Genomic DNA, 13441 nt, shown 5'->3' on the forward strand with positions numbered 1-13441 from the left:
GAAAAATGCGCCTTTTTCCTATGCCGGTTTCCGCAGACTTTAAAGCTGGTCAATCAGCTCGGCGATTTCTTGCCAACTGGTTACTCGCCGGATGAGCGGGGGGAGCGGCGATTGATTGTAGGGAGTGTCGAACAGGAAAATCGGAATCTGCAGGCTTTCTGCTAATTGCAGGGCGTTTTCCAGGCGGTCTTCGATAAACAGATCGACGTTTCGTTCCTTCGCCGCCGCCAACTTGTCGTGAGAGCCCAACAACGCAATTTCATGATAAGGTACCGCGTGCCGGTGAAACCAATCCTCCGTTACCGCCAAATGTTTTTGTTCCCGGGCGCTGATGTAGATCAGTCGATGCCGGTTATACCAATTGCGCAACACCTGGTCAGCCGTGCCGTGGAGCGGGGCTTCCCGATACAGGCGTTCGCCGTTTTGTTCCAGCCAATGCACAAACTCCGCTTCCGAAATGTTGTAAATCGTAGCCAAATTATAATCAACACATTCTTCGTAACGCAAATTTTTGCCAAAGCTTTCGTTCATCATCGGTACCATACTGCCGGGATCGGTGACGGTACCGTCAATATCGATGCCAATTGTTAGGGATTGTTTAGCGTTCATCCTCTCGCCTCCAGTTTAAATTGTACAACGAAAACAGACAATAAAGCTACTTCCTTCATCACATCCTTAACGAAGAGGGGTTGAGCACAACATGGCAAACGATCAACAAAACCGTTGCAATGCTGAGCAGAAGGAAGATGGACAGAGGTGCGAACTGAGTGTCAGTCAAAACAAAATGGACACGGAGTTCGCTGGCGACAGTTGGACACGCGCTGCGTTTGACACGGAGGCAACCGGTGACAAGGGAAACCTGGAGTATGAGCCGAACGGGAAAATGACCTACAATCCTGAGACGTATACGGAGAGCTATCAGGGAGAAAACAGCTCGCAGCAAAACAACCATGCGCAACAAAGCAACAGTGCGCAAATGCAAACTTTTGGCCAACAAGGACAAGATACACCAACGGCCAACGCCAATGCCTATACCCCTTTTCCGGTAAACGGCAATGACGATCAGGCAAGCCAACGGGAGGCTGTGCAGGCGGCAACCCCCTCGGCGCAACCAACGGCAGCAAACGTGAACGAAAGCACGAAGTACGAAACGGCAAACGAGTTTGCCCCGCCATCCTTTACGGCAACCAATTCATCCGGCGCAGCCAATTCTTCTGCGGCTTCCGCTTCTGTGCAGCAGTCGCAAAAGCAGGAGACGGCTGTCAACAAGCAGGATAACACTTTGTACGAAACCGCAGCGGAGTTTGCTCCGCCCACGTTTGATCGTTCAACCGTAACGCGAGCGGAGAGACAAACGGAGAACATTAACCAAGCAGCGGAGAATCAGCAGGCGAAATCTCCGGCATCCGGGTTGGGCTGGACAGCATTGGGCGTATCTTTGCTGGCATTGTTCTTTATGCCGTATTTGTCTGGCCCGGTTGGGATCGTGCTGGGATACTTGGCTTTCCGGCGTAATGCACGCACGCTCGGCACCTGGGCGATGATTGTTGGCGCGCTGGCGATCATCGGAGCCTTTTTGGTATATCCGTACTACACCGCCCGATAAAGCAAAGCAAAAGCCGCCTGTCCAAAAGCGGACAGCACCCGTCAAGCAACGGCCTTGGTCCTGGATTCCAGAGGACCGGGGCCGTTTCGTTTGCCGGATTGTCCCGTCCATGAAAAAAGCTCCCGTAACAGCAACAGGTTCCCCTTTTTCCTGATGCAAAATGGGAGCAAATTTCGGTTCTGTAAAGTGACCTTACATCCTGGCCAACCGTTGACCGGGTGCACGAACTTACCCCCGGGTCCTGCTTGACAGCCGCAACGAATTCGCGCGCCTTCTCGGTGAGTCCATTTTGCTTTTCTCCAAACCTGTGTTATCGCCGGGCGGTTTTCCTCTGCTGCCAAAAGGCTTTTACGATCGGAGTGAGCAGAGTGATCGCCGACAGCAGCAAAAGTACCAGCGGAATCGGGCGTGTATAAAAGATGTCGTAGCTTCCGCTCGAGAGCGCCAGCGAGCGGCGGAACTGGCCTTCTGCCATCGGCCCGAGAATCAGCGCCAGCACGATTGGAGAGGCGGGGAAATCGTATTTTTGCATGAAATAGCCGACAACACCCGCCGCCGCCATGATAACCACATCAAAAAAGCTGTTGTTGATCGCATACGAACCGACCATACAGAGCACCAGAATGATGGGCGTCAAAATTTGTTTGGGGATTTCCACCACTTTGGCAAAGTAACGGGAGGCCAAAAGCCCCATCAGGCACATGATGATATAGCAGATAATCATTCCTATAAACAGGGTGTAGACGAGATCGCCGTTGTTTGAGAAAAGCTGGGGCCCTGGCTGCAAACCTTGCACCATTAAAGCGCCGAGCATGACAGCCGTGACGGCGTCGCCGGGAATCCCCAGTGTCAACAAAGGGACTAACGCGCCTCCGGTGCAGGCATTGGCACCCGCTTCGCAGGCGGCGACACCTTTCATTTCGCCTTTGCCAAACCTTTCCTTGTCTTTGCTGAACCGCTTGGCTTCGTTATAAGAAACAAAGGCGGCTATGTCTGCCCCCGCGCCAGGAATGATTCCGATAAACGTGCCCAGTCCGGTGGAGCGGAGAATGGTCGGGATCAGGTTGCGAAACTCCGGCCAGCTCGGCAAAATCTTCTCAATCTTCACTTTGACCTTTTCTTTTGCGTTCATTTCGGACAGGGACTTGAATGCTTCCGATGCGGCAAACAGGCCGATCATGATCGGAATAAACGGCACACCGTTCAAGATTTGCTCAATCCCGCCGGTAAAGCGGGGAAAGCCGAGGATCGGATCAAGGCCGATGGTGGCCATTAACAGGCCGACCATGCCGGCGATCAAGCCTTTGACCAACGATTTACCGGAAATGCTGGCGATGATGCTCAGACCGAAAACGGCCAAGGCAAACGTTTCCGGTGCGCTAAACTCAAGGGCGATGTTGGCCAAAACCGGGGACAGAAACATCAGGATCAAAATACTGATCGTCCCGCCTGTAAAGGAAGAGAGGGTGGCTGCACCGAGTGCCTTGCCCGCCAGCCCTTTCTGTGCCAGGGCATATCCGTCGATTGCAGTAGCGGCGGCTGCGGGAGTACCGGGGGTTTTCAGGAGAATCGCTGTAATTGATCCGCCATACACCCCCCCAAAGTAAACACCGGACAACAGCAGCAGACCGGCCACTGGCTCCATGCCAAAGGTCATCGGGAGAATGAGCGCCACCCCCATGGTAGCGGTCAATCCCGGCAGCGCCCCGACGATGATCCCGACCGCCACGCCGACGACAGACAGAATGAGTGCAAATGGATCTGTTGCAATATTACTCAGTCCGCTCAATAACATTTCCATGTGTTTCCCTCCCAATCACTCGAAGAAAACGCCCGCAGGCAGGGGAACCTGCAGTACCTTTTCAAACACCAGATAGACAAACAAGGTGACAACAACGGTGACAGCCACGGCCGGAATCGTTTTGCGGTAGCCGAACAGCCAGATGAAGCAGATCATAAAGAGCGGGGTGGAGATATAGAAGCCGCCAAAATAAACAAGCGCCAGATACAGAAAAGTCAAAATGAACCCGAGTATTGTTTTCGACCAAGGGATGGCGCCTGTTTCCGGTTCATTGCCGGGCTGACGGCGAAACGAGGAAAAAATCATCACCAACGAAAGCAGAATAAGGACAGATGCAATCATTTTGGGGAAAAAGCCGGCTCCAACATCTGTGTCGCCGACAGCTGGAAAATCGCTGGCTGTGATCCACGCGGCAACGGACAGAATGATGAGCGCCAACCCGACAAAGACATCAACCTTTTTCACTAGAGGCCCCCCTTACAAAATTCGCTGAAAGTCCGCTCGCAGCCATTCGGGAATGAGAGGACACGGTAAAACGCCCGTGTCCAACGCCCATTACTTTTTCAAGCCGAGATCGGTAACAAGTTTGGCGAAAAGCTCGCTGTCCTTTTGAATCGCATCTTTGAATGCCGCATCATCCGCATAGGAAACGCCAAGATTCATTTTTTGAAGCACATCCGTGAAGCTTTTGTCTTCTGTTACCTTTTTGGCCACGTCTTTCAGAACGGTTACTACATTGTCCGGCGTATCTTTGGGGACGCCGATTCCGCGCCATGTGCCGATGGACAGGTCTATGCCCTTTTCTTTCAAGGTGGGCACATCTTTGAAGCTGTCCAGCCGCTCGTCAGCCATGACCGCCAGCATTTTCAACTGGCCCGCCTGCACTTGCGCCGCAACTTCAGCCGGGCTGACGGAAACGGCTTCGATATGCCCGCCCAGCAATGCTGTAACGGCAGGGTTCGCGCCGTCAAACGGGATATGGTTGAACTTGGTTCCGATTTTTTGTTCCAAGGCTGTGGCAGCCAAGTGCCAGATGGCTCCCGTTCCGGAGTTGCCGATGCGCACTTTTTCCGGATTTTGCTTGGCATAGTCCAAAAATTCTTCAATCGTGTTCCACGGTGCGTCTGCTTTTACGGTTATGGCCGATGGATCGGCATTCAAGCGGGCAACCGGTCTGAAATCTTCAGGTTTGAACGTCGCCAGCCCTAATGGCGGAAGCGTTGTCATTTCCACAGTGATCAAGGTTACTTTGTATCCGTCTGCCTTTGCCTTTGAGCCTTCGGACATTCCGACGGCACCACCGCCGCCTGTTTTGTTCACGACCCCAATCGACTGAGGCAAAACTTTGTTTGCCGAGTCCGCGAAGGCACGGGCCACGGCGTCAGTTCCGCCCCCGGCTGCGTAAGGCACGATCAGTTCGATTGGCTTTTTCGGATAAGCGTCTTGGCCGCCTTCTGCTTTTGCGCCGGAAGGGGATGCGGCATTGTTGGAGCCGCAGCCTGCGAGAGCAGCAATGAGTGCAGTGACAGCCAAACTGGTGAAGATGCGTTTCAATTTCATATTTTCATCCTCCAAGGTAGGTATGGTAATGTCAGAATTTTTATGGTGGGCAGCTTTCTGACAGCTTGAAGCGTTGGCGTTCCATAACGCGGAACATCATTCCTGTTTATTACAAAAGTATTACGCTTGGAAGCCAAGATGTCTGGAAATTTCCCGAGCGTAATGAACGACGCGATCTGCACAAAACCTGACTTTTTCTTCATCCATCCGCATCAGCGGACCGGCTACGCTCAAGCCGGAGACCGCTTCGCCATTGTGATTGAAAATGGGGGCGGCGACACAGTGAACGCCGGCCTCGTGCTCCTCCCTGTCCAGGGCGTATCCCATTTCGCGAATCTCCTGCAAATGAACAAGCAGATCTTCCAGGGAGGTTATGGTATTGTCCGTAAACTTGCGCAATCCGCGATAGGAGGCAAGCTTTCTTACCTGTTCTTCGGGAAGGTAGGCGATGATCGCTTTGCCCACGCCTGTGCAGTGGACGGGAGCGCGTCGTCCAATCAGCGAGTACATCCGGATCGTGTAAGGGCTTTCAATCTTTTCGATATATACCACTTCACCGTCTTCCAGGACGACCAAATGGGAAGTTTCCCCTGTCTCCTGCACCAGGCTGTTCATGAACGGGATGGCGACTTTGCGGATTTCCAGGGATCGGGTGACAAAAGAGCCGAGTTCAATCAACTTTAATCCGAGCAGATAGCGTTCATTGGAGGGCTCTTGCCGAACGTATCCTTGTTTTTTCAAGGAGGTCAGCAGCCGGTGAACGGTGCTTTTGGCGATATCCATCCGATTGGCCAATTCGGTGATGCCGAGTCCTTCATTTTGTTCTTTCAACAACTCCAATATGTGAAGGGCGCGGTCCACTGATTGAACCGAAGACGCTTCACGCGAGCTCTTCTTCATACTTCATTTCCCACCTCCCAACGTATGTTCCATCATGCGGAATAGTGTTCTTTTTGAATAATCTGAATGTATTATATGCTTTGTCAACACTCCGATGAACTGACAACAACATGCGGTTTCATAACGGGAAGAACAACTTGCTTATCGTCGCGTATGTATGGAGGACGGCATAAAACAACAAACGGCCTTTGTCCTGTGTGGTCTGGACGAAAGGCCGTTTTGCGGTTGTACTCGCCGTTGCAGGGCTTTGGGCCGCTGGCTACTTATACAGGGGAGAGCAAAAGGGAGTAAGTGCCGCCAGAACCGCTTCGCAAAACACGTCTGGCCGGTTGATCCGCCCTGCTGTCAGCAGTCCATATGCGCCTCCTTTTTGATGATTTCCCTCCGTACCGCTCCATTCGTCAATTACCGTCCGCAACTCAATCCCTTCCCGCTTGACCCGTTCGCCGATTTGCGCCGGAATGGGGAAGGCCAGCCCTTTGCCAAGGTATAATTGCCGGCCGTTCCAGGCGGCACAGACGGAGATGAGGTACCATTGGTTCGTAAATTGGTCGTCAAAGGTGAGACCGCCTTCCATGCCGAGGCCGATCTGGGCTTCCGGCACGGCTTCCAATACGGCCTTGGCGCGATTGATTGCTCCTTGCACCGTTTCCGCTTCCGACAGGGGCTGGTCCGAGACTTGGGAGGGGACCGCTGCGCAAAGTGGGGTTTGTCCGGTCGCCCGTATGACCGCTTCCTGCTTGGCGCGATTTGTTGTACCCAAAGCTAGTTTAATACCGGAAAAATCCATTTGCTTCACCTTCGTCAAGTTATCGTTTGATCAAGCGCGTTTACCGCCATGATTCCCCAAAAGTATAACATGAGTCAAAAAATCATGTCTGTACTCGTCCGTTTTCTCCGCGGTGATTTATGATAAAATAATGATCAATTCAGTTTAGAGCCAAAGGAGCAGCTTATATGAAATTTACCAAAATGCATGGTCTTGGGAACGACTACGTCTATGTGAATGGTTTTGCGGAACCGTTAGACCAGGTTGATTTGCCCGAATTGTCCAGACGTGTCAGCGATCGTCATTTTGGCATCGGCGGAGACGGCCTGATTTTGATTTTGCCATCGGAAAAAGCGGATTTTCGGATGCGGGTGTTCAACAATGATGGCAGTGAAGCGAAAAATTGCGGCAACGGTTTGCGTTGTGTCAGCAAGTATGTCTATGATCACGGGTTGACTGCCAAAACCAGTTTCACGGTAGAAACGTTGGGCGGGATTGTCCAACCCCGGATTCAGACAGGACCAGACGGAAAAGCTGCTCTCATTACGATCGATATGGGGGAGCCGAGACTTGCTCGCAAGTTTATTCCGATGCTCGGTCAACCTGATGAGCAGGTGATCGGGCATCCGCTGAAAATCGAAGACCGGGAATTTACCTTTACTGCGGTTTCGATGGGAAATCCGCACGCGATCCTGTTTTTCGATGAGCTTCGAGATGACGATGTCGTTTATTACGGGCCATTGATTGAAAACAACGAACTGTTTCCGGAACGAACCAATGTCGAGTTCATTCAAGTGCAAAATCGGAAGGAAATCCTGTTTCGGGTTTGGGAACGCGGTTCAGGTGTAACCCTTGCCTGCGGGACGGGGGCGTGCGCTGCCGCGGTTGCCGGCGTGTTAAGCGGGAAAACGGATCGGAACGTAACGGTTCATCTGCTCGGCGGCGATTTGGAGATTGAATGGCGGGAAAGTGACAACCATGTGTATATGACGGGACCAGCCACAGAAGTATTCTCCGGCGAATATTTGGGAACGATTCCTTATTTGCAACAAAAAACCCCTTAGGCAAGCCTTAAGGGGTTTTATCTGCAAGCGTCCGCTTTAATTGACACCGGCGGCGATTTTGATTGCTGCCTGGTGGTCGGGATCAAGCTTGTCGTCGGCATGTCGACGGCTGTTCAAGAAGTGAATGTCAAAATGTCCGTTAAAGTCGTTATCGGTAATGTATTCGATACTGTGCGGCATCGATGCCATCGACGCGGCAATTTTGCGTCCGTCCACTTCGACGATGACCGGGCGAACCGCCCAGGAGTATGTACCGCCCCATATTTTTTTGATGGTTGCCGCATCAGCCGAAGTCAACGGTTCGGTATCGGAGTGGGAAGCCCCGATCGTCCGCTTCACTTTGAAGGAGACTCCGGTTTCAAAATCGGTGACGTCCGCAACTTTGCCGATGGGGAACAAGTATTGGGCCGCTTCAAACCAATCCAGATATTCGCCGTATTTTGCGGCTGGTGTCTGGGTGAGCGGAATGTGATGCACAGGGATTTTCAACACTTCGCCTCCGTAGAGAACGGTCGATTCGCTCATGTTGTTTGCCTGCAGCAGCTCTTCCATCGGGATACCTTGGGCAATGCTAATATTCCACAAAGTATCACTGCTCTTCACCGTGTAGTTTTTATAGTCAACCCAAGGCTTGTCCGATGTGCCCGCGGTTGATTTTTCGGCCGTTGTGTTCGCCGAATTGTCGTCAGTGCCGCTATTTGTGGTGCCAGCCGTGCTGCGCGATTGCGCGTCCCAAGGAATGATCAGCTTTTGCCCGACATCGATGTTGGTATTCTTGAGCTGGTTGAATGCCATCAGCAGGTCAACGCTGATCTTGTTCGCGTTGGCAATCGACCAAAGAATATCCCCTTTTTTTACGGTATAAATCGCGCTGGCGGGAACCGGGATCAACAGTTTTTCACCATCAATCAGCATATCGCTGTCCAATTGATTGATTTCCTTGATTTTGCTAACGGTCGTTTTGAAGCGGTTTGCCAGTTTCCACAAGGAATCGGGCGGTTGAATTTCATAAACGATGGAAGTCGGCGGGATATAGAGAGTGCTGCCGTCTACAATCTCATCGTCGGCAAGATGGTTGGCGATTTTCAACTGCTCGATCGTCACACCGTATTTTTGGGCCAGCTTCCACAATGAATCTTGTGGTGTCACCGTTACGGTTTGGGCAAATACAAACGTAGCGGGCAACAATACTGCTCCGGTCAAAAGGGAGCCAATAATTGAGCGTTTCCATGTTGTTAGCCTCATAAAATCCTCCTTGGTGTCTTTCAAGATGTGGTTCTGGATAGATTCATTGTAGACGGAGGATAATCTCGCATTCATTGGATAATTTTCTCCTGCGTTTCCAGTTTTATCATGGTCGGGACTTAAGTCTCGGTTTTTGCCAATCGGGCAGGAATCCGCGGGAAACGGCTTGTCGCAAGGGCTCGCTGTCCCGCCTTTGCTGTTTTTGTTGCTCATCGGTTAATTGGAGCGAATCAGCAATTACGGAAAAATAAGCGAAAAGTCATTGCTGAATTTGGCAACGCTGATTTTTCCAAGAGAAGATTGAATGCGGACAGGGAAAGATAAAAGCAGCGGAAAACTATACCGTACGAAAGCTTCCGTGGTATGATGGAACGTAGTCTGAGACGACTACAGTCTTGATATAAGAAGGTGTCTTACGTGATTTACCTTGATAACAGTGCAACCACACGTCCTGATCCGCAGGTGGTAGAGGTTGTCAAAAAGACGATGGAACGATATTACGGCAACCCCTCCTCGCTCCACCAGCTGGGAGTCGATGCGGAAAAGGTGTTAAATCAGGCCAGACTGATTTCTGCCCAGGCGTTGCGGTGTAAACCGGGAGAGATCATTTTTACATCTGGCGGTACCGAGAGCAATAATGCGGCAATTAAAGGTGTTGCCTTTCAATATCAGTCCCGGGGGAAACATATTGTTACCTCGGAAGTGGAACATCCCGCTGTTTATGATGTGTGCCGGCAGCTGGAAGCATGGGGATTTACCGTTACTTATTTGCCGGTTGACCATCAAGGGCGGGTATCGTTGGAAGATGTCAAAAAGGCGATTCGCCCCGATACGATTCTGGTTTCCATTATGCATGTCAACAACGAACTGGGAACGATCCAGCCGATTCGGGAAATTGGCGAACATTTGAAAGCATTTCCGAAGATAGTTTTTCATGTGGATGCTGTCCAGAGCTTCGGCAAGCTTGAACTGCGGCCCAAAGAATGGGGGATCGATCTGCTCAGCGTGTCGGCCCATAAATTTCACGGTCCTCGCGGTGTCGGCATTTTAATGAAGCGAGAGGGCATTACGCTACAGCCGCTGTTGGCGGGTGGCGGGCAGGAAGGCGGCGTTCGTTCCGGAACGGAAAACTTGCCGGCAATCTCCGGAATGGCCAAAGCCATACGCTTGCTGGACGAAGCTGCCGAGCAACAGCGCAGTTCGTTGACTGCCATGCATGAATGGCTCAAGCGGGAGATTCAACAAATTCCCGGCTGTGTGCTGAATTCACCGGCTGAAGGCGGGGCGCCGCATATCCTGAATTTTTCCGTCCCGGGCGTCAAGTCGGAAGTGCTGCTGCACACTTTGGAAGAAAAGGGGTTCCTTGTCTCGACCAAATCAGCCTGTTCGTCGAAAGCAAACGAACCGAGCCGTGTCTTAATGGCAACCGGAATGGATCGCGAACGGGCTTTATCGTCGATCCGCGTCAGTCTCAGCCGGGAAAATCGGCAGCAAGAACTCGAGCAATTTGTTGCAGCGCTGCGGGATAGCCTCGATCGGCTCAGAGCTTATATGAATGTGTAAAGGATGGCTGAAATGAACTACGATGTGATATTGATACGTTACGGTGAACTCGCCCTTAAAGGGAGAAACCGCGATGATTTTGAAGAAGCTTTGCTGCGAAATACGAAAAATATTTTGCGTCCCTTTTTCAAGGCGAAGGTTCGCCGCAATTACGGACGAATGTATGTGGAATTGAACGGTGAAGATGCCGATGCCGTCATGGAAAGACTGCAGCGTGTTTTTGGGATTTCTTCGTTTAGCCCAACATTAAAAATAGAAGGGACGGAAGAAGCGATTAAACAGGCAGCCACAGAGCTGATGCTTTCACTGTCTCCCCGTCCTGCGACGTTTCGGGTGGAAACGCGACGTGCGGACAAACGGTTTCCCATCCCTTCGATGGAAGTGAGTCGCAGGATCGGCGGGCATCTGCTGCGCAATATTCCGGGGTTAAAGGTAGATTTGCACCAGCCGGAAGTGACGATCAGCGTGGAAATCCGAACGGAAGGGACGTTTATCAGCTGTCTGACGATACCGGGCCCAGGCGGTTTTCCCGTAGGAGTCAGCGGCAAAGTGCTGCTTCTGCTGTCGGGGGGGATCGACAGTCCGGTTGCCGGCTGGATGATGATGAAACGCGGCGTTACTTTGGAGGCCATTCACTTCCACAGCTACCCGTTTACAAGCGAGCGTTCTCTGCAAAAAGTTCGCGACCTGGCGCAAAAACTGACCCGTTGGGGCGGAACCGTGCGCTTGCATGTCGTCCCGTTTACGGAAATTCAGACGGCCATCCGGGACAAGTGTCCGGCGGATTATTTGATTACGATCATGCGGCGTTTTATGATGCGAATTGCCGAGCAAGTGGCGAAGAAGACCGGGGCGTTGGCGTTGGCAAGCGGCGAAAGCCTGGGGCAAGTGGCCTCGCAAACGTTGGAAAGCATGAACACAATCAATTCCGTCATCAATATGCCGTTGTTGCGCCCGCTTGTCAGTATGGATAAGACGGAAATTACCGATATTTCACGGCGGATCGATACGTTTGAACTGTCGATTCTGCCTTATGAGGATTGTTGTACGATCTTTACCCCGAAAAATCCGGTAACCCGTCCCAAACCGGAAATTGCCGCACGCTATGAGGAGGTTCTCGACATTGACGCGCTGGTGGCGGATGCCGTTGAACGGACTGAGGTGGAAGAAATTACGACGAAGCGGCAGGAAACAGATTTTGACGACTTGTTTTGACCAGACAGAACTGAGGGATTATGGGAGGGGAACGGCATGATCATCCGCTTTGAACGAAACGGAAAAATCAAACATGGATGGACCGTTGCAGAAGATCAGAAAGTACGCGTAATTGAAGGGGATATTTATAAACAGTTGACGGCAAAGCCGATCATGACCGGTTTGGAACTGCCGCTGAGCGAAGTCAGCATGCTTTCGCCTTGCACGCCTAGCAAAGTGGTTTGCATCGGTGTGAATTACAAAGATCATGCGGCGGAAGTAGGCCTCGAATTGCCGAAGGAACCGCTGATGTTTTTAAAACCTTCCACCGCTGTCATCGGAAGCGGAGAAGAGATTGTGTACCCGAAGCTGACAGAGAACCTACATTATGAAGGGGAATTGGCGGTCGTCATCAAAAAAGTGGCGAAAAACGTGAAAGCGGAAGAAGCGGAGGATTACATTCTCGGTTTTACCTGCGCTCTCGATGTGACCGCGCGCGACTTGCAGTTTCAGGACGGACAATGGACACGGGCGAAAAGCTTTGACACATTTTGTCCGCTCGGTCCGGCAATTGCGCCAAAACTGGATTATCAAGACTTGCGCATCGTGACTCGAGTAAACGGAGAAATCCGCCAAGACTCCAATACCAATCAAATGGTGTTCGGGATTCCGCGGCTCATTGAAGCGGTAACAGAAGTCATGACTCTTTTGCCGGGAGATGTGATTCTTACGGGGACACCGGCGGGAGTAGGGTCTGTCCAGCCTGGCGATGAAATCTCAGTTACAATTGAAGGGATCGGTACGCTGACCAATCGGGTTGTCTCGGAAAGCTAAACCGCCCAAAGGAACGACCGCTTCCGACGAAAGACAAATAGTTTCTGGCGCAGAAGAAGGCCGTTATATCTGCCGCCGGTTCTTGCTATGCAAGGAACAATTAGATTTATCTGCAAACAAGAGCAGCTCTGCTTATCAATGATAAGCGGCTGCTTTTGTTCTTTGCGAACAGTTATAAAGATTCCTCTTCTTGCGTTGGATCACTGTGGGGAGGATGAGAGGCGGGTTCATGCCGGCTTAAATCTTGATGCATTTTTCGCGTCTCATAAGTGAAGCGCGGTGAAGTGGAATGTTGCTGCGGTTCCCAGCCGGTAGCTTTCCCCAACTTGACCTCATTGGTGGCTGCGCCATACGGACCTTCGGGAAATTCCTCCTGCAAAATTTCATTTCGCTGTGATTCAACAGTCGAAAGCTCGCTGTACTGTGTATTATCGTATTCTTGATAAGTAGGCTTGGCCTTTTTGCTCATTTGCTCCATCACCCGCTTTTTTGTTTAATATGCGTAATATGCGGCAAAGGCATCCTCATTATGCGGAGAATGTTTTTTATCTGGCTAGTGTAAAATAATCCGTACAGGAAGAAACGCTTCTGCAGAGTTTATTGAATTTCTTTCACCACAATTTAACTATTGACGCACTTGCCCGTATTTTGTTATACTAACCTTTGTCAGCGATTGAGTGCTTGATTTACGAAATTAATTCTTGCATTTGGTTCTGAGATGTGTTACAATAGAAAAGTCGCTCGAACAAGAGCGCAAGATGTTCTTTGAAAACTGAACAGCGAAACGTTTGAAGTGATCAAATCACAAGCCAAGCAATTTCTTTTTGAACCAAAGATCAACACTTAACTTTATTGGAGAGTTTGATCCTGGCTCAGGACGAACGCTGGCGGCGTGCCTAATACAT

At 51.2% G+C, this 13441-nt stretch carries 13 protein-coding genes; 5 read left to right on the plus strand and 8 right to left on the minus strand.

Going from position 1 to position 13441, the window contains the following annotated elements; translation table 11 throughout:
• Nucleotides 1-39: 39 nt before the first annotated feature.
• Complete coding sequence (locus JOD01_RS11990) at nt 40-609, minus strand: 5' nucleotidase, NT5C type (protein ID WP_204518566.1); 570 nt, start codon at nt 607-609, stop codon at nt 40-42.
• A gap of 91 nt (nt 610-700) precedes the next feature.
• Between JOD01_RS11990 and JOD01_RS11995 the strand changes: the two genes are divergently transcribed.
• The gene (locus tag JOD01_RS11995; RefSeq protein WP_204518567.1) at nt 701-1606 is read left to right on the plus strand and encodes a hypothetical protein; all 906 of its coding nucleotides are present in this window, start codon (nt 701-703) and stop codon (nt 1604-1606) included.
• A gap of 310 nt (nt 1607-1916) precedes the next feature.
• Here JOD01_RS11995 and JOD01_RS12000 read toward each other — a convergent pair whose 3' ends face one another.
• From JOD01_RS12000 to JOD01_RS12020, 5 genes are all read right to left on the minus strand, one after another.
• Complete coding sequence (locus JOD01_RS12000; protein ID WP_204518568.1) at nt 1917-3407, minus strand: tripartite tricarboxylate transporter permease; 1491 nt, start codon at nt 3405-3407, stop codon at nt 1917-1919.
• Nucleotides 3408-3422: 15 nt separating this feature from the next.
• A complete protein-coding gene (locus tag JOD01_RS12005) occupies nt 3423-3872 on the minus strand; it encodes a tripartite tricarboxylate transporter TctB family protein (protein ID WP_204518569.1) in 450 nt (149 codons plus the stop codon).
• A gap of 90 nt (nt 3873-3962) precedes the next feature.
• On the minus strand, nt 3963-4967 hold the full coding sequence (locus JOD01_RS12010) for a tripartite tricarboxylate transporter substrate binding protein (RefSeq protein WP_204518570.1): 1005 nt from the start codon (nt 4965-4967) through the stop codon (nt 3963-3965).
• Nucleotides 4968-5087: 120 nt separating this feature from the next.
• Complete coding sequence (locus JOD01_RS12015) at nt 5088-5867, minus strand: IclR family transcriptional regulator (protein WP_204518571.1); 780 nt, start codon at nt 5865-5867, stop codon at nt 5088-5090.
• A 259-nt stretch (nt 5868-6126) separates the two neighbouring features.
• Nucleotides 6127-6657: a DUF84 family protein gene (locus tag JOD01_RS12020; protein ID WP_204518572.1), complete on the minus strand. Its 531-nt coding sequence runs from the start codon at nt 6655-6657 to the stop codon at nt 6127-6129.
• A gap of 167 nt (nt 6658-6824) precedes the next feature.
• On the opposite strand from JOD01_RS12020, the gene dapF reads away from it, so the two are divergent.
• Nucleotides 6825-7700: a diaminopimelate epimerase gene (gene dapF / locus JOD01_RS12025; RefSeq protein WP_204518573.1), complete on the plus strand. Its 876-nt coding sequence runs from the start codon at nt 6825-6827 to the stop codon at nt 7698-7700.
• A 36-nt stretch (nt 7701-7736) separates the two neighbouring features.
• On the opposite strand, the gene JOD01_RS12030 is transcribed toward dapF, so the two are convergent.
• The gene (locus JOD01_RS12030) at nt 7737-8945 is read right to left on the minus strand and encodes a LysM peptidoglycan-binding domain-containing protein (protein WP_239565409.1); all 1209 of its coding nucleotides are present in this window, start codon (nt 8943-8945) and stop codon (nt 7737-7739) included.
• 417 nt (nt 8946-9362) lie between these two features.
• Here JOD01_RS12030 and JOD01_RS12035 point away from each other — a divergent pair, with 417 nt between their 5' ends.
• Genes JOD01_RS12035 through JOD01_RS12045 form a run of 3 tightly spaced genes read left to right on the plus strand, consistent with a single transcriptional unit; the run spans nt 9363 to nt 12536 of the window.
• A complete protein-coding gene (locus JOD01_RS12035) occupies nt 9363-10508 on the plus strand; it encodes an aminotransferase class V-fold PLP-dependent enzyme (RefSeq protein WP_204518574.1) in 1146 nt (381 codons plus the stop codon).
• A 12-nt stretch (nt 10509-10520) separates the two neighbouring features.
• Nucleotides 10521-11723: a tRNA uracil 4-sulfurtransferase ThiI gene (gene thiI, locus JOD01_RS12040; protein ID WP_204518575.1), complete on the plus strand. Its 1203-nt coding sequence runs from the start codon at nt 10521-10523 to the stop codon at nt 11721-11723.
• 36 nt (nt 11724-11759) lie between these two features.
• The gene (locus JOD01_RS12045) at nt 11760-12536 is read left to right on the plus strand and encodes a fumarylacetoacetate hydrolase family protein (RefSeq protein ID WP_204518576.1); all 777 of its coding nucleotides are present in this window, start codon (nt 11760-11762) and stop codon (nt 12534-12536) included.
• Between the two features lie 172 nt (nt 12537-12708).
• Here JOD01_RS12045 and JOD01_RS12050 read toward each other — a convergent pair whose 3' ends face one another.
• A complete protein-coding gene (locus JOD01_RS12050) occupies nt 12709-13005 on the minus strand; it encodes a hypothetical protein (protein ID WP_204518577.1) in 297 nt (98 codons plus the stop codon).
• Between the last annotated feature and the right edge of the window lie 436 nt (nt 13006-13441).

The sequence above is a fragment of the Brevibacillus fulvus genome, assembly GCF_016908525.1.
Lineage (GTDB): Bacteria > Bacillota > Bacilli > Brevibacillales > Brevibacillaceae > Brevibacillus_G > Brevibacillus_G fulvus.